Origin of the sequence: Pseudochrobactrum sp. Wa41.01b-1, assembly GCF_019464455.1 — a bacterium.
Classification (GTDB): Bacteria; Pseudomonadota; Alphaproteobacteria; order Rhizobiales; family Rhizobiaceae; genus Pseudochrobactrum; species Pseudochrobactrum saccharolyticum.
Genome location: NZ_CP080493.1, coordinates 1,442,037 through 1,462,006 on the forward strand (window position 1 = coordinate 1,442,037; position 19,970 = coordinate 1,462,006).

General features: G+C 50.7%; 18 protein-coding genes and 1 pseudogene. 8 read left to right on the top strand and 11 right to left on the bottom strand.

What is annotated here, in order from left to right:
• Positions 1-10: 10 nt before the first annotated feature.
• The 6 genes from K1X45_RS06715 to K1X45_RS06740 form a co-directional block, all read right to left on the bottom strand.
• Positions 11-427, bottom strand: coding sequence for an NAD(P) transhydrogenase subunit alpha (locus tag K1X45_RS06715; protein ID WP_116088865.1), 417 nt, complete (start codon positions 425-427; stop codon positions 11-13).
• On the bottom strand, positions 424-1,731 hold the full coding sequence (locus K1X45_RS06720) for a Re/Si-specific NAD(P)(+) transhydrogenase subunit alpha (RefSeq protein ID WP_220160185.1): 1,308 nt from the start codon (positions 1,729-1,731) through the stop codon (positions 424-426). Before K1X45_RS06720 ends, K1X45_RS06715 begins: the two co-directional genes overlap by 4 nt.
• A gap of 270 nt (positions 1,732-2,001) precedes the next feature.
• Positions 2,002-2,220, bottom strand: coding sequence for an aa3-type cytochrome c oxidase subunit IV (locus tag K1X45_RS06725; RefSeq protein ID WP_022712501.1), 219 nt, complete (start codon positions 2,218-2,220; stop codon positions 2,002-2,004).
• 211 nt (positions 2,221-2,431) lie between these two features.
• Positions 2,432-3,178, bottom strand: a complete 747-nt coding sequence (locus K1X45_RS06730) for a hypothetical protein (protein ID WP_022712500.1) — start codon at positions 3,176-3,178, stop codon at positions 2,432-2,434.
• 404 nt (positions 3,179-3,582) lie between these two features.
• Positions 3,583-5,904, bottom strand: a complete 2,322-nt coding sequence (locus K1X45_RS06735; protein WP_220160186.1) for a bifunctional diguanylate cyclase/phosphodiesterase — start codon at positions 5,902-5,904, stop codon at positions 3,583-3,585.
• Positions 5,905-6,187: 283 nt separating this feature from the next.
• Positions 6,188-6,958 carry an SDR family NAD(P)-dependent oxidoreductase gene (locus K1X45_RS06740; RefSeq protein WP_116088869.1) on the bottom strand — a complete coding sequence of 257 codons (771 nt, stop codon included), beginning with the start codon at positions 6,956-6,958 and terminating at the stop codon, positions 6,188-6,190.
• Between the two features lie 235 nt (positions 6,959-7,193).
• On the opposite strand from K1X45_RS06740, the gene K1X45_RS06745 reads away from it, so the two are divergent.
• A complete protein-coding gene (locus tag K1X45_RS06745; RefSeq protein WP_220160187.1) occupies positions 7,194-7,952 on the top strand; it encodes a gamma-glutamyl-gamma-aminobutyrate hydrolase family protein in 759 nt (252 codons plus the stop codon).
• Between the two features lie 50 nt (positions 7,953-8,002).
• On the opposite strand, the gene K1X45_RS06750 is transcribed toward K1X45_RS06745, so the two are convergent.
• The 3 genes from K1X45_RS06750 to K1X45_RS06760 form a co-directional block, all read right to left on the bottom strand.
• Positions 8,003-8,938: an omptin family outer membrane protease gene (locus K1X45_RS06750; protein ID WP_220160188.1), complete on the bottom strand. Its 936-nt coding sequence runs from the start codon at positions 8,936-8,938 to the stop codon at positions 8,003-8,005.
• A gap of 130 nt (positions 8,939-9,068) precedes the next feature.
• Entirely contained in the window at positions 9,069-10,082 is a 1,014-nt protein-coding gene (locus K1X45_RS06755) for a LacI family DNA-binding transcriptional regulator (RefSeq protein WP_028234002.1), read from the bottom strand.
• Between the two features lie 191 nt (positions 10,083-10,273).
• A complete protein-coding gene (locus tag K1X45_RS06760; protein WP_220160189.1) occupies positions 10,274-10,783 on the bottom strand; it encodes a MarR family winged helix-turn-helix transcriptional regulator in 510 nt (169 codons plus the stop codon).
• 266 nt (positions 10,784-11,049) lie between these two features.
• Between K1X45_RS06760 and K1X45_RS06765 the strand changes: the two genes are divergently transcribed.
• The 3 genes from K1X45_RS06765 (at position 11,050) to K1X45_RS06775 (ending at position 14,114) form a co-directional block, all read left to right on the top strand.
• Positions 11,050-11,814: a creatininase family protein gene (locus K1X45_RS06765; RefSeq protein WP_255560934.1), complete on the top strand. Its 765-nt coding sequence runs from the start codon at positions 11,050-11,052 to the stop codon at positions 11,812-11,814.
• Positions 11,815-11,985: 171 nt separating this feature from the next.
• Complete coding sequence (locus tag K1X45_RS06770; protein WP_220160190.1) at positions 11,986-13,137, top strand: GTP-binding protein; 1,152 nt, start codon at positions 11,986-11,988, stop codon at positions 13,135-13,137.
• 2 nt (positions 13,138-13,139) lie between these two features.
• Positions 13,140-14,114, top strand: a complete 975-nt coding sequence (locus K1X45_RS06775) for a WD40 repeat domain-containing protein (RefSeq protein WP_220160191.1) — start codon at positions 13,140-13,142, stop codon at positions 14,112-14,114.
• 310 nt (positions 14,115-14,424) lie between these two features.
• Here K1X45_RS06775 and K1X45_RS06780 read toward each other — a convergent pair.
• Positions 14,425-15,312: pseudogene (locus tag K1X45_RS06780) on the bottom strand (alpha/beta hydrolase); the annotation flags it as partial.
• A 234-nt stretch (positions 15,313-15,546) separates the two neighbouring features.
• On the opposite strand from K1X45_RS06780, the gene K1X45_RS06785 reads away from it, so the two are divergent.
• Positions 15,547-16,584: a DUF4105 domain-containing protein gene (locus K1X45_RS06785; RefSeq protein WP_220160192.1), complete on the top strand. Its 1,038-nt coding sequence runs from the start codon at positions 15,547-15,549 to the stop codon at positions 16,582-16,584.
• A gap of 145 nt (positions 16,585-16,729) precedes the next feature.
• Here the strand turns inward: K1X45_RS06785 and K1X45_RS06790 are convergent, their stop codons facing one another.
• Positions 16,730-17,077 carry a RidA family protein gene (locus K1X45_RS06790; protein WP_075657046.1) on the bottom strand — a complete coding sequence of 116 codons (348 nt, stop codon included), beginning with the start codon at positions 17,075-17,077 and terminating at the stop codon, positions 16,730-16,732.
• A gap of 288 nt (positions 17,078-17,365) precedes the next feature.
• Here K1X45_RS06790 and rpmH point away from each other — a divergent pair, with 288 nt between their 5' ends.
• The 3 genes from rpmH (at position 17,366) to yidC (ending at position 19,918) form a co-directional block, all read left to right on the top strand.
• On the top strand, positions 17,366-17,500 hold the full coding sequence (gene rpmH / locus K1X45_RS06795) for a 50S ribosomal protein L34 (protein WP_022712486.1): 135 nt from the start codon (positions 17,366-17,368) through the stop codon (positions 17,498-17,500).
• A gap of 80 nt (positions 17,501-17,580) precedes the next feature.
• Positions 17,581-17,883 (top strand): ribonuclease P protein component, encoded by a 303-nt coding sequence (gene rnpA / locus K1X45_RS06800; RefSeq protein WP_238481641.1) that lies wholly within the window; start codon positions 17,581-17,583, stop codon positions 17,881-17,883.
• Positions 17,884-18,085: 202 nt separating this feature from the next.
• Positions 18,086-19,918 (top strand): membrane protein insertase YidC, encoded by a 1,833-nt coding sequence (gene yidC, locus K1X45_RS06805; protein WP_220160193.1) that lies wholly within the window; start codon positions 18,086-18,088, stop codon positions 19,916-19,918.
• Positions 19,919-19,970 lie beyond the last annotated feature (52 nt).

Here is a 19,970-nt window from a genome sequence, read left to right on the forward strand (position 1 = left end):
TTTCAGCCCCTCACTTGTCTTTTTTCTTATACATGGCGAGCATGCGCTGGGTGACCAGAAAACCCCCGAAAATATTCACGCTTGCCAGCACCAAAGCGATAAAACCGAAGCCGGTTGCCCAGCCAGAAAGGGAAAGACCGACGGCCAGCAATGCACCAACGACAATCACCGATGAAATCGCATTGGTCACCGCCATCAAAGGTGTGTGCAAGGCAGGTGTTACCGACCAGACAACGTAATAGCCGACAAAAATCGACAGCACGAAAATCGCCAGCTGAAATACAAAAGGATCAATCACACCGCCGCTCGCGGCATGCACAGCATTGCTGATTGAGTCTGAGCTCCCCAGACCTTCCGCAGCCTGACGCAGGTTTTCAACCGCCTTGTCGAGACCACCCAGTGCCTCTTTCAAAGAATCCGCACTCATGCCTCATCCCCCTTATTTCCGGCTTCATTTACGGTTTTCTTACCTGCACCCGTTTTGGTTGCCGATTTTGCAGCAGCCGGTTTTTTCGGGGCAGCTTTTTTGACCGGAGCCTTCTTCACGGCAGGTTTAGGTGCGGCTTCAGCCTTATTATCAACAGCAACCGGTGCTGCTTTCGCATCAGCAAAAGCCGGATGCACGATGGCGCCCTGATGAGTCAGCACCGTTGCTTTCACCAGTTCATCATCAAGATTGATTGCAAGCTGTTTGGTGTCTTTGTCGATCAGCGTTTCAAGGAAAGCGAACAGGTTGCGTGCATAAAGCTGTGACGCAGAAGCAGCGATGCGACCGGCCGTATTCATATGGCCGATAATTTTCACGCCGTCTTTTTCAACAACCTGTCCCGCTACCGCACCTTCAACATTCCCACCACGCTCAACAGCCAGATCAATCAGCACCGAACCAGGTTTCATGCTGGCAACCATCGCCGCACTCACCAGACGCGGCGCAGCACGCCCCGGAATAAGCGCTGTAGTAATCACAATATCCTGCTTGGCAATATGGTCAGCAACCAGCGCTGCCTGCTTTGCCTGATAGTCTTTCGACATTTCCTTGGCATAGCCACCGGCAGTCTCGGCCGCTTTGAACTCGTCATCCTCTACAGCAACAAATTTAGCACCAAGCGATGCCACCTGTTCCTTGGCTGCAGGGCGTACATCAGTCGCCGTCACCACAGCACCAAGACGACGCGCAGTCGCAATGGCCTGAAGACCGGCAACCCCTGCCCCCATCACAAAAACTTTGGCTGCAGGTACTGTACCGGCAGCGGTCATCATCATCGGCATGGCACGGCCATATTCCGCCGCGGCATCAATCACCGCCTGATAGCCTGCAAGATTGGCCTGCGATGACAGCACATCCATCACCTGCGCACGGGTAATGCGCGGCATAAACTCCATGGTGAATGCAGTCAGCCCTGCCTGCGCAATGGCCGCTACACTGTCCTCATGGCCATAAGGATCAAGCATCGCGATCAGCACGGCACCGGTTTTGTAATTTTTCAGTTCAGCGGATGAAGGACGGCGAAGTTTAAGAATAATATCCGCGGTTTTAATATCGGCGGTCTTACCGATCTGCGCACCGGCATCGGCAAAAGCCTGATCCGTAATACGCGACGCAATACCTGCACCGCTTTCCACGATTATCTTAAATCCGCAACCGATCAGCTTTTTCACGGTTTCCGACGTTGCCGCCACCCGTGTTTCACTCGGATCAGTTTCAACGGGAATGAATATTACCTGAGACAAAACTGCCCTCACTTTCCCTATCCCCAAAACTCACAAAATCCGCACCGGTCTCCTCCGGAACAACATTTTGGACGGGCGCAGTAAATCACGGAAAAAGCAGGCCGCAATACTCTTTATGCAAAAAATTTCTTATGTGATCGAAAATACGCAATTATGGAGAGATTTTTGCTCTGAACAGGGCGCAAAAAATTATACCGCCAAAATGGCGGTATAATTTATAGGTTCCATGCGGTTCTGAAATGAAATTTTTCAGTCTGCCTCTGACATATCTCAGGCAAAGAAAACTGCCGCAGCCATAATCAGCGCAAACAGAATAACACCCGAGAACCAGCCGGCAGCAAAAAATGCAAATGCCATCGCGATCATCAAAGCGGAAAGCACAATCGTTCCCCATTTTACCAAAAAGGTAAAACCATGATAGGTGCGCTCATGCTCAGGATAATCCATCTCTGCGCCAAGCTCTGCAGGACCGTGCTGAATTTCTGCCATTTCTTTCTCCCTCCCCAAAGATATCTTCCTTTGCGGCCGTCTTCCGGTTCAGAAATCTTATCTGGCCACAGTTGACACAGTTCTGAAGCAATAGGCAAGCTTCACTTCACCACCAGTGTTGCGACAATCTGCTGCAATGCTGAAGTTTACAGGCGCCTCAGTATCTGAATCAAAAATTTGCAGCCAAGTCCGGTGGTTTCGGATCAAATACTTAGATCCCCAGTCCGGTATATTTAGCCGTCGGTAGAATAGTCAGCGGAACATTACCTGCACGAACATCAGCAAACATATTGCGCCGCTCATGCGCCTGAGATTTAAAAAACGGAAACCGCACAGCAACCGCATCGCGGATTGAACTGACCGCCGCAGCGCCTAAGCCCACCTGAATACCATAGCCTTCATGATCGCGCGGGTCTGCCAGCATTTGCGAACCAAAGATGCGTTTATAGAAAGCCATATGCTCCGGCTTGACTGCGGCAAGGCAAAAGCTTGCATTGAAATATTCTGATGCCATCGCGGCAATGCGCAATGTCAGATAGGGAATGGCGGGAAATTCAGCGAGATAGGCAGGATCCGCAGCGAAACGTGTCGGATCAACAAAACTCATATTATTATCGAGCATCGGCCCCAGAATATCGGGAAATAATTTGGCGCTGGTACCGATGCGATGCTCTGCTGTAATGTGATGAACACGGAGCGTACTGACCAGAATACCGTCTATATAGACACCGTACACATAGGCCTGATGATCACGGTCGACTTCATCAATAATGGTACCAAGAAAATTGTCGTCCATGACATTGCGCGTCATATAGGAACGATAACGCAGCCGGCCGACCTCTTCCAGATCTTCCGCGTGTATAACCCGCCGGTATTCCACTCGATCCAGAAACTCCAGCATGTGCCGGGCAAAGTTCGAAAGGACTGGTGCTTTCGCAACCGGTTGAGAGACCGTCATCTATAATGTCCGCCACCAATAAACTAAAGCTCTGGTGCAGCCGTTTCATGAATATGCCACGCTTCATATTCCGTAAAATATACAGGAATACACATCCTATTTTAAACCCGCCCCCTATAAGCAAAATCTAAAATAAAGCGTAATTTCAAAGCACTAACCATTCCGGAAGATGTCTTATGTCCGGAACATAATATATTCAGGAAACAGCAATAGCCCTCACGGGCATCACCTTGCATATCTGCCCGCTGATTTGAGGAAACAAATATGCTGGTAACCATTTCTCTTTATGTGTGACAAAAAGCAAGGGTCCAGACCGGCACAATTAATCTTTTTTATATTTGCCGCGAAATGAATGCATCGCCGGAGACAAATATCACCGGCATATTCTCAGAAAGAACCGCTGATCAGGAAGGAAGTTCGTCCGCCTGCGCAGCCTCTGCATGATTATTCGACATCACGGAGAGCGAGCGCCCGAGCTGCGCACTGATCTCGTCGGCACTCAGTGGTGCGCCGAGCAAAAAACCCTGTACCAGATCTGCACCGCCGGTTCCGCGAATCAGTTTCAGCTGTTCCTCAGTTTCCACGCCCTCAATAGTAACCCCGAAACCAAGCTCATGAGAGAGCTGCGTCACACCGCGCAAAAGCATAAAGGCCCGTCTGTCCGTCACGATATCGCGGACGAAAGAACGGTCAACTTTAACCTTTGTCAGCGGCAATGTGTTCAGATAGCTGAGACTGGAATAACCGGTGCCGAAGTCATCAAGAGCAATGTTAATGCCTGAATTTTTCAAGCGCTGCAGCATTTCGCAGGTTTTGACGCGGTCGCTGATAATTGCACTTTCCGTCACTTCAACTTCAAGCAGGTAAGACGGCAATTGCGCTTTCTGCAAAGCATCAACAACCATATCGACAATGCCGGAATTTTTCAGATCAATGGCAGAGAGGTTGACCGACACACCGATTTTATGTCCCCAGCCCGCGCAATCCTGACAGGCACGGTTCAGCATGAACTGCGTGAGTTCTGTAATAATCCCCATCTCTTCGGCAAGCGGAATATAGTCCGCAGGACCGATAGGCCCGAATTTCGGATGATGCCAGCGGGACAGCGCTTCAACCGCCACAATACGCAGAGAATTCAGGCTGACAATCGGCTGATAGACAACCGTCAGACTGCCTGCATTGATTGCCTCTCGCAGATCATTTTTAAGCTTCTGCCGTGAGCGGTATTTCGTATCCATCGCTTCCACAAAAGCAACCCAGCGATCATGTTCGCTGCTTTTGGCCTCATAAAGCGCCAGATCGGCATTCACATGCAGGCCACGAAGATCGACATTCTTCATAATATCAACCGCCACACCGGCGCTGATATCCAGATAGATCTGCTGGGACGCGAATTCATAAACACCGCTCAGATAAGCCGTGACCTCATCCATCACCGCATTAATATGCGAGCGGTCTTTAATACCCTGAATGAACAGCACAAATTCATCACCGCCAAAGCGCGATGCCACGAAACGCTCTGCATCAAGCTGGCCGAGACGCTCCGCAAACTGCCGCAACAACTCGTCGCCCGTGTGATGGCCGTATGAATCATTCACATGCTTGAAGTGATTAAGATCAATAACGGCAAGCGCAACGAGGTCGTCAGGCTTATTGCCTGCGGTCAGTGCGCGAACCAGCGTTTCAAAATAGAAACGGTTCGGCAATCCGGTCAGCCCGTCATAGCGCGCCATATGCTGGATCTGCGCTTCGGCCTCAATACGTCCTGTCACATCATCAAAAATCAGCACCGCTCCCTCTTCGCGACGCTGATTACACATCACCTCGATGTAGCGATTATTGCCGAAATGAAACACATCGCGCTGACGGCGGCCTTCCAGCAACTCGTCAATCCGCATGCGCACATTGTCCAGCTCGTCACGCGGAAACAATCCGTGCTTGCTGCAATAGCGCAGAACAACTTCAAACGGACGGTTCAGAAGGCTGATATTTTGCGAGATATTCAACATATCCCGCACCTGCTTATTGACCACAGCAATTGATGCACGGCCGTCCAGCATCACCAGCCCCTGAGGCATATTATTCAACGCCGTATCAAAGCGGCTGACAACGGTGCTGAGGCGGCGCTCGTTCATTACGGCCGCAAATAGTGATTGTCGCAGACCATTGGCCATCTGAATATTGCTGAGAAAATACGGCACCAGCAATGCGCCTATAATCACATGATAAATACTGTCGACCAGAATAAATCCGAACAGAACCGGCACCAGAGCGCATACCGACATCATGACAACGGCATTACGCGACGCATAATTACGGCCGACAATCGAAACAACGGAGGCAAGAAGAATAGACAGGCTGGCCAGCTCGGCAAACGGATCATCGATCACATAGGTGCTGTAGAAACAAAGCAGCCCGAGGATCAGACAAATTGCACAGGCACCCAAAAGATAGTGCATTTCCCAGCGATTGATTTTGTCGTGGGTGAGTCTGCTGAAATCCGCCCTGTCAAACACATGCATATCATACATGCGGATACTGGTAGTCAGCGCGAACAGGCCGGAGAAGATAACAAAGACAATGTCGCCGGTTTTAAAATAAATAACCATGCAGGCCAGCATATGTGCGGCCAGTCCGAACCAAAGTGTTTCCCGGTTGCCATAAAGCGCTCTGACAAATGACAGGCGAACGTCCACCGGAATGTTGGTCTTAAATAACCATGTCATTTGTCACTGCTCCCCCTCGCCGGGGAAGAATGACAAAAATACTTTAAAAATAAGTTTCAAATTTTTCTACTTCTGAGTGTTTTTACATTAAAATCAATGCCATAGGTTGCTACCCCCTTTGATAGGATTATTATCGCCGGGAACTATAAAAATATATTTAAAAATTATGATATTCGTAAGTTCTACAATAAAGATATATCCCGCAAACACAGCGCTTTCAGCCCGCGCAATCAGACTGTCCGCTGATCCCACCTGAAAATCAATCCGCCAACAGTCGCAGATTTCACCCCTGCAGGCTGTGTCCGCCATCAACCGTGATGGTTGTACCCGTCATATAGCCACCTGCATTGGAGGCAAGCAGCAACAATGCGCCTTCCAGATCACCATTTTCTCCAAGCCGGCGCATCGGGTTCTTCGCCTTAAGATAATTACTTGCCGGTCCTGTCATAAGCTCCTGATTAATGCCTGTCGGAAACCAGCCCGGAGCAATAGCATTCACGCGAATATTATGTGCTGCCCATTCAAGTGCCAGTGCACGTGTCATCTGCGCCAAGGCTGCCTTAGACATGGAATAAGCAACAGCGCCTTTCTGCGGCATGTTTTTCAAAATACTGGTGGTGTTGATGATCGCACCGGCAATTTTGGCCTCAATCATCCGTCGTGCAGCTTCCTGCGCGACATTGAACGCCCCGACAACATTAACCGCGAAAACCTGCTCCATCATCTCGGCGGTTGTTTTCAAAGCACTCGCTTTGCAGGCAATACCGGCATTGTTAAACACCACACTGACCGTACCGAAATGCTTCTCCGCTTCGTCAAAGGCGGCAGCAATATCCGCACTGTCGGCAACATCGGCACAAATATGAAGGATATCCGGCTTTACAGTCTCGCAATCAGCACAGGAGGTCACAGGATGACTGCGCGCGATGGACACAACTTTTGCCCCATGTGCGGCAAGTGTGTGCACCATATGATGCCCCAGCCCTGACGAACCACCTGTCACCGCAATAACTTTATCTTTGACAGAAAATATATTCGGATGATTTGCGGACATCGCCCTCTCAATCAATTACTTTGCCGTCATACACAGCGCAAAATTATACAATAATTATTCCCAATCACGCCGCTTTACAGTAGACAAATTCAGGCCGCTGAAAACTGACAATCCGGACGGTATTCCCGCTCCTGTTTTGCATTTTTCCGGCTCTTACAGAAACGCTGCCTCACTGCATAATCGTAAAACTAACCAACTGCCTGCGACTGCGCAACCACGACAAGGCTTGTTTATCATGCAAAAATCCCGCCCTCTGATTGCTGTCACCTCTGACATTCGTGATATTGACGGCAATAACTGGCACGCAACACCTTCGGAATATATTACAGCGCTTGCTGAAGTCGCTCAGGTCACACCGCTTCTGGTGCCGAATATCCGTGACAAGGTTGACCACGACGCCCTGTTCGCGGCGGTGCACGGCCTGCTCATCACCGGTTCCCGTTCCAATGTGCATCCGGAACATTACGGACAGGAAGCCACAGAGCAGCACGGCCCGTTTGATCCGGACCGCGATGCGACCACCCTGCCTTTGATCCGCGCTGCACTGGAACGGGGCATTCCCGTGCTTGGTATCTGCCGTGGTTTGCAGGAAATGAATGTCGCGCTTGGCGGCTCGCTGGCCAATGATATTCAGGAGCTCAACGGCAAAAACGACCACCGCGCGCCGGTTTCCACAATCCGTGATGAGCGCTATGCGATTTCGCATCCGCTGGAGATTGCTGAAAACTCATGCCTTGCTGCGATTCTGGAAAGCACTGCAGTTAACACCAATTCTGTGCACCGGCAGGCGATTGACCGCCTTTCCGACAAGCTTGAACCGCAAGCCGTAGCCGAAGATGGGACGATTGAAGCGGTTGTTGTGAAAGACGCACAGGATTTTGCGCTCGCAGTGCAATGGCATCCTGAATATTGGGTGCGCTCCGATGCACCTTCAGCCAAAATCTTTCAGGCATTCGGTGATGCTGTGCGCAAACATGCCTGCAAAGCAGAGTAAAAAAATATACAGTGTTACAGATCGCGGTTGTGAAACCCGCGATCTGTGTTTCAGAACCGGTATTTCAATCCGCCGCTTAAAGAAAAAGACTGGAATTTCATTCCGGCTCCGTCCGGAAAATATTCCACGACCTCTCCGCTGGTCAGATTATACATTGTTGTATCAGCGGTTTTGTTGAAATAGCGCTCATAATTACCGGCGAGGAAAAATGACGTCTGCGCGGTATAGGCATATTCTGTACGCGCACCGACGGACATGAATGCCAGGCTATCATATTTCTCAGTAAAACGCAGGTTCCGCCGCCAGTGATGATCTTCATCTCTGGATTTAAAGGCCAAACCACCCCTTGCCTGCACTGAGAACGTCCACTGTTCAAAGCTCTTACTTGCTTCCAGCCCTACAAATGCTGTCGGATAACTCTGTTCATAACTGATAGTGCGTTCACCATCAGGAATGTCACCGACATCATCACGAAATTCATTCCGGCTATAAATATAGCTGCCGCCATAGGCATCCCATTTCACATTGGTATATTTAAAGCCGCCATGCAGATTAAGCAGCGCTGTTTCATTGAGGCGGAAATCATGCCCCAGCGCCAGATCAGCCGTTATATAGCGGTTAAGCTGTGTATCAGGATGGATTGAGCGATGTGACCACGCAGCGGAGCCATAACCGGCTGGCGGATCCATCAGCCAGTCATAATCTTTCATCCGGTTATTGCCGCTGAAACCGACCATCACATTGCCTGACAGCGTCCAGTCATTATCAAATACGGCTTTGGCAGTTGCGGTCAGAACCGGAGCATCCGTCTTCCAGATCAGATGGCTGATCTTCTTGCCGGTATTATTATAAACCAGCTCATCCCCTTGCAGATGGATGTAACCAATTCCGCCCAGAAAAGAAAAATCGGGATTGCTGATCCGTATATCTGTGACTTGCGTGGGATTGAAATCTGCGGCACCGGCCGGCAAAACTGCAATTAACAAAAACTGACTGCAAATAACTGCTGATACAGATTTCACAACACGCCCCCGCTTATGAATACAGGGAGCATTTAGAATATAATTTTACAAAATTTCAAATACTAAAATACTGAAACCTGCCTGTTTATGCGTATCAGGCAGGTTTACTTGTCGACTGGCGGATATGTAATTCCGGTTTAATCAGCGGCTGATCACTATGCATTTCAACACCGTTGAGCTGATCCAGCAACGCACGCGCTGCCTGACGCCCGACTTCACGCTGGCCGTTCCAAACCGTTGTCAGTGCCGGTGTAGCAATTGCCGCCTCTTCCAGATCGTCATAACCGGTCACAGAAATATCTTCACCCGGCACCAGACCGGCACGGGCAATACCATTCATCAGACCAATGGCGACCAGATCGTTCCAGCACACAGCTGCCGTCGGCTTGTCTTTGAGAGACAAGAATTGCGGTGCCACTTCAAAGCCGCCCTGTTTGGTGCGCGGCCCCGGAATGCGCCATTCCGGCTTCACAGTCAGTCCGGCTTTTTCCATCGCATTGACATAACCCTGATAGCGATCGCGACCTGTAGAGGTCTGATCCGTACCGCCGATCATCGCAATGCGTGTATGTCCGAGTGAAATCAGATGATTGGTCGCAAGGCTGATGCCATAGGCATCATCGCCGCGAAACACCGGCACATCCGCACCTTCCACATTACGGGCGATCAGCACCACCGGCAGACCGTTATTTTCTGCCAGTTCAATATCTTCCGCAGGCGTACCGATAGCCGGAGACATGATTACGCCGTCCGCGCCGAGCTGCAAAAGCGTATCAACAAATGTGCGCTGCTTTTCCAGCTGGTCATAATGATTGCTGAGAATGAAAGTCTGGCGGGAGCGATCCAGCTCCGTTTCAATGGAGCGCAAGATTTCCGCAAAAAACGGGTTCATAATATCATGAACCACAACACCGATAATGCCGGAGCGCGATGTGCGCAGCGATGCGGCACGACGATTATAAATATAACCGATGGCGCGGGCATGTTCCTTGATACGGTCGCGGGTCTGATCCGCCACCAGAGGACTGTCACGCAAAGCCAGAGAAACCGTGGCCGTTGACACGCCAAGCGCATCAGCAATGGTTGAAAGTTTGATCTTCTGGGCCAAAAGCCGTCCGCCCCTTATTCAACAATCATATTCACCGGAACCGGCAGTTCTGCGGTATAGTTATCTTCAGTAATCTTAGTTAATCAATATCTAGAATATAGTTTAACAAATAGCGAGACAGTTTTTAGCAACTTATCCGGCAAATTATTCAATACGGAACACAGAGCCACCCTCACCTGCATTGTTCCGTTTTAATCGGCATCATCATCTGCCAGATCATCCGCCGTATCGGCCTCATCACTGGCAGCCGTGCGCAACGGGCGACCGGCAGCAACCGCATTCAGATTATTTTCCATCCGCGCCAACAGTTTCAGCAGAACTTTCCGTTCTTTCTTTTCAAAACCGCGCAGACAGTCTTTCTCAGTTTTGCGTACCAGCTTTTCAATCACACGGATAACATCATGCCCCTGATCGGTCAGAAACACATGTGTCTGGCGCTGATCGCTTTCCGATGCCTGTTTGGTGACAAAACCTTGTGCCTGCAAACGGCTGATCGTTTTGGTCACGGTCGGGGGTCGCACACCCAGACGCTGCGCCAGAATACCGGGCGGCAGGCCGTCTTCTTCGGCAAGTTTCAGCAAAACCGCATCCTGCCCAGCATATAATCCGTGTTCCAGCAGCCGTGTGGCTAATATCGTGCGCATCATCCGCGCATTGTGCTGTAACGGCTGAAGAATAGCAGTTTTGCCTGACTTGCTCATATGCACCCTACCTGTCCGTTTATCATTTCATAAACAACCTAATTGAAGGTGTTATGACTGACAAGCAGCAGTCTGGTCTCAGCTGCAAAGTCAGGACAACGGGCATAAAGGCGTATTTAGAATAGCCGCGGCCACACTCAGCCGTTATGATGCCTCTCACTTGCACATATCAGAGGAGAAATATTTTGCCGGAGATCACCCAGCACGCCAGTTCCGCCCTTTCTGACAGAGTGCCGCAAACCAGTGAGGCTCTCGTAACTGAGCCGCTGCAGGATACTATTCCTGAAAATCTCATTGCTGTCTTACCGCTGGGTGCCCATGAGCAACACGGACTTCATCTGCCTTTTGAGACAGACACGATTATCGCCGAGGGCATAGCCGCACGATTGGCAGAAAATTTGCCGGAGCATATTACCGCGCGCTTTCTGACAACTGAGCCGGTTGGCTATTCTGTTGAACATATGGATGTGGAAGGCAGCCGTACGTTGGCTTTTTCTGAAGCAGTGAACCGCTGGATCGGCATCGGTGAAAATCTCTGTGCCGCCAATATCCGCAAGCTGGTTATACTCAATGCCCATGGCGGCAACTCTCCTTTGGCAACCATAGTCGCCACAGAATTGCGCGCACGTTTAGGCATGCTGGCCGTGGCAACCCACTGGACAAGGTTCGGCATACCGGAAGATCTCATCAGTGCGGAACAGAAACACCTTGATATCCATGCAGGCTATATCGAAACCTCTGTCATGCTGGCCTTGGCACCGGAGCTTGTGCAGATGGATAAGGCGCAGAATTACATCAATGAACAGGTAAAATTCATTGAAGAGTTTCAGTATTTGCGTGCCTATGGCCCGCACGCTTTTGGCTGGATGATGAGCGATCTGAACAAGCAGGGTGCCGCCGGCAATGCTTTACGTGCCAATGCGCAAGATGGCGAGAAAATCATTGCCCATGCAGTAAGCGGCCTGACCGGCCTGATGGATGATGTCCACCGGTTTGATATCTCGGTCTTTGGGCAAACACCCTCACTTTGAAAACTGTCAGCAAAGCTTCAGAAGAGATTGCTCTATATAGCTAGTCTGTTCTATAGAATTACGGTTTCGCAATTCTTATATGCACAGAGATTTCAACATATAAACCGGCTCTGGCTCAACACCAGTTACCCGATCCGGTAAAAATTCTGACAATGAAGAGGCACTCTACCCATGAGCGATAGCCCTGTAGCAGATCAGGTTGCGACTGGCGCAACCACACTCCCTAAAATTCCGGTTACTGTGCTGACCGGCTATCTCGGCTCCGGCAAGACCACCCTGCTCAACCGTATTCTCAGCGAAAACCACGGCAAACGCTATGCTGTCATCGTTAATGAGTTCGGTGAAATCGGCATTGATAATGATCTCATCGTCGAGTCCGACGAAGAAATCTATGAAATGAACAATGGCTGCATCTGCTGCACCGTGCGCGGCGATCTGATCCGCGTGGTTGAAGGTCTGATGCGCCGTCCTGGCCGTTTCGATGCGATCATTGTGGAAACCACCGGCCTTGCCGATCCGGTGCCGGTTGCCCAGACATTCTTCATGGATGATGATGTGCGCGCCAAAACCCAGCTTGATGCTGTGGTCGCCCTTGTTGATGCCAAACATCTGCCACTGCGTCTGAAAGACAGTAAAGAAGCCGAAGATCAGATCGCTTTTGCCGATGTGGTTCTGCTCAACAAAACCGATCTGGTTAATGCGCAGGAACTTAGCCTTGTCGAAGCGACTATCCGCGCCATCAATCCGCATGCGATTATTCATCGTACCCAACGCGCAGAAATTGATCTGACGAAAGTTCTGGATCGCGGTGCTTTTGATCTCCAGCGTGCGCTGGAAAATGATCCGCATTTCCTCGATCATGATCATCCGGATCATGTTTGCGGCCCTGACTGCGATCACGACCACGATCACCATGACCACGGACACGACCATCATGGTCATCACCACCATCATGATCACGACCATACCTGCGGCCCCGATTGCAATCATGACCATGGGCACGACCACGGGCATGCTTCAGCCATCCATGACGTAACCGTCATGTCCGTATCCTTGCGCACCGGTGAGCTGGATGCTGCGAAATTCTTCCCGTGGATTCAGAATGTAACGCAGGTTCAGGGGCCGGATATTCTGCGCCTCAAAGGTATCATCGCTTTTGCCGGTGACGATGACCGCTATGTGGTACAGGGCGTGCATATGATTATCGAAGGCGATCACCAGCGTCCGTGGAAACCGGATGAAAAGCGCGAAAGCCGTCTGGTCTTTATCGGTCGTAATCTGAATGAGCAGGCACTGCGTTCCGGCTTCGAGAAATGTAAATAACCATGCCGACGATTGCCCCTATTGATCTGGGAAGCCACTGCCTGAAAGCCGGCTTCCTCAATGATAATGCCTATTATGCACTGGCCGATGGTACACTCCATTGGCTGGATGAAGCGCATAAAACCGTAACCATGCATGACGGTTTGCTCTGCGTTGCACCAACGGCTGACAATAAAGCCCTGATCACCGGCGGTGAAGACGGACGCATCTGTCAGACTGACGAAAAAGGCAATGTGCAGGAACTGGCGGTTCTGCCGCGCAAATGGATCACTGCGGTTGCCAGTGGCCCTCATGGTGCAGTGGCCTATGCTTCCGGCCGTACCGCATGGGTACGTGAAGCCAATGGCAAAACCACCGAATTTGCCCATGAGCGCAGTGTTGAAGGCGTTGCCTTCGCACCCAAAGGTCTTCGCCTCGCCATTGCCCGTTATAATGGCGCGACATTGCATTGGGCAGGCACGGCCGGTAAACCGGTTGATCTGGAATGGAAAGGCGCACATACCGGCGTGATCTTTTCACCGGACGGTCGTTTTCTGATTACCACCATGCAGGAAAATGCTCTGCATGGCTGGCGTCTGGAAGATAACCGCAATATGCGCATGACCGGCTATCCGGCCAAGGTGAAAGACTGGTCATGGAGCCCTAAGGGCAAATGGCTGGCCACCTCCGGTGCTCCTGCGGCAATCATCTGGCCGTTTGCAGGCAAAGACGGCCCGATGGGCAAAGCGCCGCTGGAACTTGGCCTGCGCGGCGACACAATGGTTACAGCTGTTGCCTGTCATCCGGTCGAAGATATTGTCGCTGTCGGCTATCAGGACGGAATGGTACTGCTCTGCCGTTTTGCCGATCAGAAAGAAGTGCTGCTGCGTCGTCCGGGCAAAGGCGCCATCAGCTCAATGGGCTGGGATAAAAACGGTACGCGCCTCGCCTATGGTGCGGAAACCGGTGATTGCGGTCTGATTAATATTCAGTGGTAACAAAGAAAAAAGCGGCTTCAAAGCATTTCCAGCAAAAGTGCGCAGCGCCTCCGCAGGGAAATCAGTTCACCGGACTGATTTCTTTTCCTGCTACGATGCGTCGGACAATGCGTAAAATAAAAAGAAAGAGCCGTTCCAGCAACTCGTTTAAACTGGAACGGCTCTAAGCCGCTTTTTTTTAAAACATCTAAGATCGAAATTACTTCTTCGATTGTTCCAGTGCCTGCTCGCTCTGAGTGGCCGGTTCCTGTGCTTCCGGCAGGGCTTTCAATTTATCCGTTTTGTCTTTGGTCTTTGTCGTCACAGCCTGCGACATTGCAGGTGCGCCATCCGGCCCCTGCCCCGAGAGCCATGCAGTCACCAGCGACACGTCTTTTGCGCCGATCATATGACCGGCCTTCACCACGCGCGCATCCACTTTTGCACCGCTGGTACGCAGCAAGTCCGAGAGTGCAGGCGCAAAAGGCGCATACATCTTGTCATCAGCGCCGGTCACAACCAGCACTTTAGCTTTACTCAGATTAGCTGCCGGTGTCTGATCCAGCACCGGCATAGAGCGCATCAGAACAGCTTTTTTCACCAGATCAGGATGCAATATCATCGTAGCGGCCAGCAGATTGGCACCATTGGAATAGCCGACAAAAGTGGTGCGGCTCAAATCAATCTGATCGTCTTCAGAGAGCTTGGTCAGAAAACTGACAAAAGCATCCGCTTCATTACGCACATCTTTCTGGTCGAATTTTACTGGCGTAATGCGGGCATACCAGCGTGTGCGACCTTCCTGCAAAACCCGCCCGCGGATACCGAGCAGCGTGGCACGCGGCCACACCTTCTGCGCAAACGGCACAAGACTGGTTTCATTACCGCCGGAACCATGCAGCAGGACAATCGTTTCACCGCTGCCGTTTTCCGGCTTGGTAAAGTGATAAACAAATTTCTGACTGCGGGAAATTGCCTCTTTTACCACCTTGCTCACATCTTTCGCTGCTTCAGCAGCATCCGCTTTAGGATTACGCATGGTCAGCCCCGCGCCTGTGGCCGGTGTCATTATATCTGATTTCTTCATAAATGCCGCATTACCAGAAGCTGTTTCAGCACGGGACGGCGCCTCCTGCGCAAGCACAGCCTGCGGCAGAAACGAGATCAGCATAGCTGCCACAGCGGCAGAAGCGGAAAAAGAGAATAATTTGTTTACCATAGGAGAAGTTTTGCCGGACAAATATTAAAATAATCTAACAAGTCGGTAAATTGATGCATTGCGTGCCTGTAAAGGCGCATTTTACGGAGAGTTGCAATTCTGGCAAGCTCAAAACAGGCCACTCTCTAAATCTCAATCGCGGCGAAAACATGCCATCAATAATTATTTTAACTTCATGCCGCATAATAAATATCTTCACCAGATATTCCGCCTCATCAGCAATACCGGAACCAAATGACATATAAACCAGCTCTGGTCTTCTTAACACTTCTGGCTCAGGCTTTTTTCAGTCTGGTTCTGATTATCATCACCGTCTGGGGCAGTCTTGCACTCCATTATCAGCTGACAGAATCGCGCCTGCTCACTTATGCTGCAATCGGCATATGGGTACTCGTGGCATTGGCTGCACTCAGCACACTCTGGTTCACCGACCTGCAACATTATCGCAGAGCCGCATTTATCAGCTTTGCAATCCTGTTCGCAATTTTGCTGATCTGGTGGCACGGCGTCAAGCCATCGCTGAACCGCGACTGGGCACCGGAAGTCGCACAAACAGTCACCGCCGAGTATAGTGGCGATATGGTGCGGCTCGATCATATCCGTGATTTTGACTGGCGTACGGAAAAGGATTTTACCGTTAACTGGAAAAGTGCCGATTATGATCTGAGCCAGATTAAAAGCGTTGACCTGTTCTTGTCCTATTGGGCAGGGCCTGCGATTGCCCACACATTGGTCAGCTTCGGATTTGAAGACGGGAGACAGGTCGTTTTCTCCGCAGAAATCCGTAAAAAACGCGGACAAGCCTTCTCTGAAATCGGCGGATTCTTCAAAGATTTTGAACTGGCAATGATCGCGGCAGAAGAAAGCGACATTATCTATCTGCGCACCAATGTGCGTGGTGAGCATGTCTATCGCTATCATGTGGATATTGAACCGGAACAGGCACGGCAGCTTTTCAGACTATATACTGATACAGCCAACCGCCTGAGCAAAGAAGCCGGCTTTTATAATACGCTGACCGCCAATTGCACGACGGTTGTCTTCGACATGGCACGAATTCTCGATCCGTCGATAGCACTTGATTATCGCGTACTGCTCTCCGGCTATCTGCCTGAATATATGTTTGAAAAACAACTGATTGTAACGGCGGAGGATAATACGCAATCGATGCGTCTCAACGCCGATATCAGTGAACAGGCAAAGGGCAGCCGCGAAGGTTATTCGCAGCGTATCCGTAACCCTGCCATGCCGCTGCCGGCAGCTGCACAATAAAATATCCGGTGCCGCATCATTATAATGCGGCACCGAGAAAACCAGAGCGTGTTGCGTTTAATAGAACCTACGGCTCTCGCTCTGTTTCTTTATTTTAACGCATGTCTTTATCCCAAAACCGGTATCCACTTTTGGGAGACATGCTTTAGTCGAGAGCAGCAGTTACGATGAACTCTACTTTGTAGCCCGGAGTTGCCAGATGGGCAGAACCGGTTGCGCGTGCCGGTGTGTTAGCAGGATCAACCCATGCTTCCCAAACCGCGTTCATTTCTGCGAAATCTTTCATATCATCCAGCCAGATAATGGTCTGAAGGATTTTGGATTTGTCGGTACCGGCAACAGCCAGCAGACGATCAACTTCAGCCAGCGCGGTTTTGCACTGTTCAGTCACGCTTGCATTTTCTGTACCAACCTGACCGGCCAGATAAACAGTGTTGCCATGGACAACCGCACCGCTCATACGCTTGCCGGATTCGAAACGCTTAACAGACATAGTTCTTCCTCTCATTGTAAATTCGATAAAGCCTTATAAGCATCAAAGCGCGCCAAGACTATTTGTCAGGGTTAAGAAAACGGAAAACAGCACATATTTTTTCGGAATAATGTGAGCAATCCTTATGCTGACCGAATATTCCGCTCCATTCTTGACTCAAAACCTGCCTGCATCTATAAGCCGCCCCACGTTCAGATATTTTTTGCAAGGTCGTTCATCGACCGCGTCTGAACCAGCTCCTGTTAAAAAACAGATTTAAGAAGGGCCGCACACCGCGGTATTAAACAAATGAAGCGCACATATCAGCCATCTAAACTCGTCCGCAAGCGTCGTCACGGTTTCCGTTCGCGCATGGCTACTCCAGGCGGTCGTAAAGTTATTGCAGCCCGCCGCGCACGCGGTCGCGGCAAGCTTTCTGCATAATTGTTGCTCCGCGTAGAGCGGTGACACAACAAGCAAATAAGCAGACCAAAACACTCCGCCTTCGCAAGAGAGCGGAGTTTTTGGCTGTTCGCAGCGGGGAAAAGCGTCGCGGCAAATATTTCCTTCTGGAAGTAAAACAGCGCGATGAGGCAACCAGCAAACAAGCAAAAACCGGTGAAAACCCGCGTGTCGGCTTCACGGTTACCAAGAAAAACGGCAATGCGGTTATCCGCAACAGAATCCGCCGCCGCCTGAAAGCCGCCGCTGCACTCAGCGAAGCCGCAATGGCTCCGCAAACTGATTATGTTATTGTTGCACGCAGGGAAGCGTTAAACGCCCCCTTCAGCGCACTGACCAGAGAGCTCTCAAAGCGGTTTAAATGACCGTTTCTCAAAATAGGCCTGAATTATATCGTCTCAGCGTTCGCTTTTCTGAATGGCTCGTATTATAAGGCAGGCACTTAACTCTGACAGGTATGGGGCATATTCTGCACAGCGCTCTGTCAGCCAGCATATTATACGCTAGGACAGCGCAGCGGTTTTGCGCACTTAGCTGTAATGAACTGACAGGAACCAGGACCCGTCAATGGAAAAAAATCGTAACTTCTTTCTCACCATTGGCCTGTCGATTCTGATTCTCACGCTCTGGCAGGTATTCTATCTGGGGCCAAAGACTGAGGCTCAGAGAGAACAGGCACGGATTGAAGCGCAGAATACTCAGAATGCGCAGGCAACATCCGCCAATATCCCGCAGGGCAATGCGCCTCAGGCTGGTATTCCGGGTCAGACAGCAGAGGCTCAGGGAGCAAAACCTGTTACCCGTGAAGCCGCACTGGCTCAGAGCAAACGCATCAGCATTGATACACCGCGCGTCAGCGGCTCGATCAATACTGTCGGCGCCCGTCTCGATGATCTTTTCCTGAAAGATTATCGCGAAACCGTTGATCCGAAATCCCCTGAAATTGAACTGCTTGCGCCTTCAGGCGTGAAAAAGGGCTATTTCGCTGAACTCGGCTTCTCCGGCAATGATGCAATCGGCACTGTTCCGGGTCCTGCAACCGAGTGGAATATTGAAGGCAATGACAAGCTCACCCCTTCAACACCGGTAACCCTGACCTATGCCAATGAAAAAGGCATCCAGTTCAAGCGCGTGATCTCCGTGGACGAGAACTATATGTTCGCCGTTGAGGATACGATCACCAACCCGACTGATGCTGCCGTTTCGCTCAGCTCCTATGGTCGCGTAACCCGTTTTGAAAAGCCTGAACATGCCAGCGGCACCTATGTGCTGCATGAAGGTCTGATCGGCGTTGTCGGCGATCAGGGTCTGCAGGAAATTTCCTATTCCAAGATCGAAGACAACAAGAACATGCCACTCGCCAAAGCAACAGGCGGCTGGCTTGGCATTACCGACAAATATTGGGCTGCGACACTGATTCCGCCGCAGAACGAAAGCTTTGAAGCACGCTTCTCTTACTTCACTGACGGCACACCGCGCTATCAGGCAGATTTCCTGAGCAGCCCTGTTACCATTGCTGCCGGTCAGAACGCTGTCATCAAAAACCATGTTTTTGCCGGCGCCAAAGAAGTTGCCAAGATCAAAGAATATGAAGAAAAACTGGGCATCAAACAGTTCGAACTGCTGATCGACTGGGGCTGGTTCTACTTCATCACCAAGCCGATGTTCTACCTCATCGACTGGATCTATAAATTCTCCGGCAATTTCGGTGTCGCTATTCTGGTGGTTACCGTTCTGCTGAAAGCCCTGTTCTTCCCGCTGGCCAACAAGTCCTACAAGTCGATGGCCCGCATGAAGATGATGCAGCCTGCGATGCTGGAAATCCGTGAGAAATATGCGGATGACAAAGTTAAGCAGCAGCAGGAAATGATGCAGCTTTACAAGCGCGAGAAGATCAACCCGCTGGCCGGTTGCTGGCCGGTGCTGGTGCAGATTCCTGTATTCTTTGCGCTCTATAAGGTTCTCTATGTCACCATCGAAATGCGTCATGCGCCGTTCTTTGGCTGGATTCATGACCTTGCTGCGCCGGATCCGACATCGCTGTTCAACCTGTTTGGCCTGCTGCCTTGGGATGTTCCTGCATTCCTGATGATCGGTGTATGGCCGCTGATTATGGGTGTCACCATGTTCCTGCAGATGCGCATGAACCCGACCCCGCCGGATCCGACACAGGCTGCAATCTTCACATGGATGCCGATTATCTTCACATTCATGCTGGCTGCATTCCCTGCAGGTCTGGTTATCTACTGGGCATGGAACAACACATTGTCCATTCTCCAGCAGGGCATGATCATGAAACGTCAGGGTGCCAAGATCGAACTTTTTGACAACCTCAAAGGCATGTTCAAAAAGAAAGAACCTGCGGCACCGGCGAAAACCGACAAGCCTGCCAAGAAATAAAACAAACAGAAAAGCCCCCTTTACGGGGGCTTTTTTATATCTGAAGCGCATT

Excerpts from the sequence above, each read along its gene's own strand:
- K1X45_RS06790 (WP_075657046.1), bottom strand. The coding sequence starts at position 17,077 with ATGTCTGTTAAGCGTTTCGAATCCGGCAAGCGTATGAGCGGTGCGGTT.
- K1X45_RS06735 (WP_220160186.1), bottom strand. The coding sequence starts at position 5,904 with ATGACATGGTTATTTAAGACCAACATTCCGGTGGACGTTCGCCTGTCA.
- K1X45_RS06730 (WP_022712500.1), bottom strand. The coding sequence starts at position 3,178 with ATGACGGTCTCTCAACCGGTTGCGAAAGCACCAGTCCTTTCGAACTTT.
- K1X45_RS06770 (WP_220160190.1), top strand. The coding sequence starts at position 11,986 with ATGAGCGATAGCCCTGTAGCAGATCAGGTTGCGACTGGCGCAACCACA.
- K1X45_RS06725 (WP_022712501.1), bottom strand. The coding sequence starts at position 2,220 with ATGGCAGAAATTCAGCACGGTCCTGCAGAGCTTGGCGCAGAGATGGAT.
- K1X45_RS06785 (WP_220160192.1), top strand. The coding sequence starts at position 15,547 with ATGACATATAAACCAGCTCTGGTCTTCTTAACACTTCTGGCTCAGGCT.
- K1X45_RS06740 (WP_116088869.1), bottom strand. The coding sequence starts at position 6,958 with ATGTCCGCAAATCATCCGAATATATTTTCTGTCAAAGATAAAGTTATT.
- K1X45_RS06715 (WP_116088865.1), bottom strand. The coding sequence starts at position 427 with ATGAGTGCGGATTCTTTGAAAGAGGCACTGGGTGGTCTCGACAAGGCG.
- K1X45_RS06745 (WP_220160187.1), top strand. The coding sequence starts at position 7,194 with ATGCAAAAATCCCGCCCTCTGATTGCTGTCACCTCTGACATTCGTGAT.
- K1X45_RS06775 (WP_220160191.1), top strand. The coding sequence starts at position 13,140 with ATGCCGACGATTGCCCCTATTGATCTGGGAAGCCACTGCCTGAAAGCC.
- yidC (WP_220160193.1), top strand. The coding sequence starts at position 18,086 with ATGGAAAAAAATCGTAACTTCTTTCTCACCATTGGCCTGTCGATTCTG.
- K1X45_RS06760 (WP_220160189.1), bottom strand. The coding sequence starts at position 10,783 with ATGAGCAAGTCAGGCAAAACTGCTATTCTTCAGCCGTTACAGCACAAT.
- rpmH (WP_022712486.1), top strand. The coding sequence starts at position 17,366 with ATGAAGCGCACATATCAGCCATCTAAACTCGTCCGCAAGCGTCGTCAC.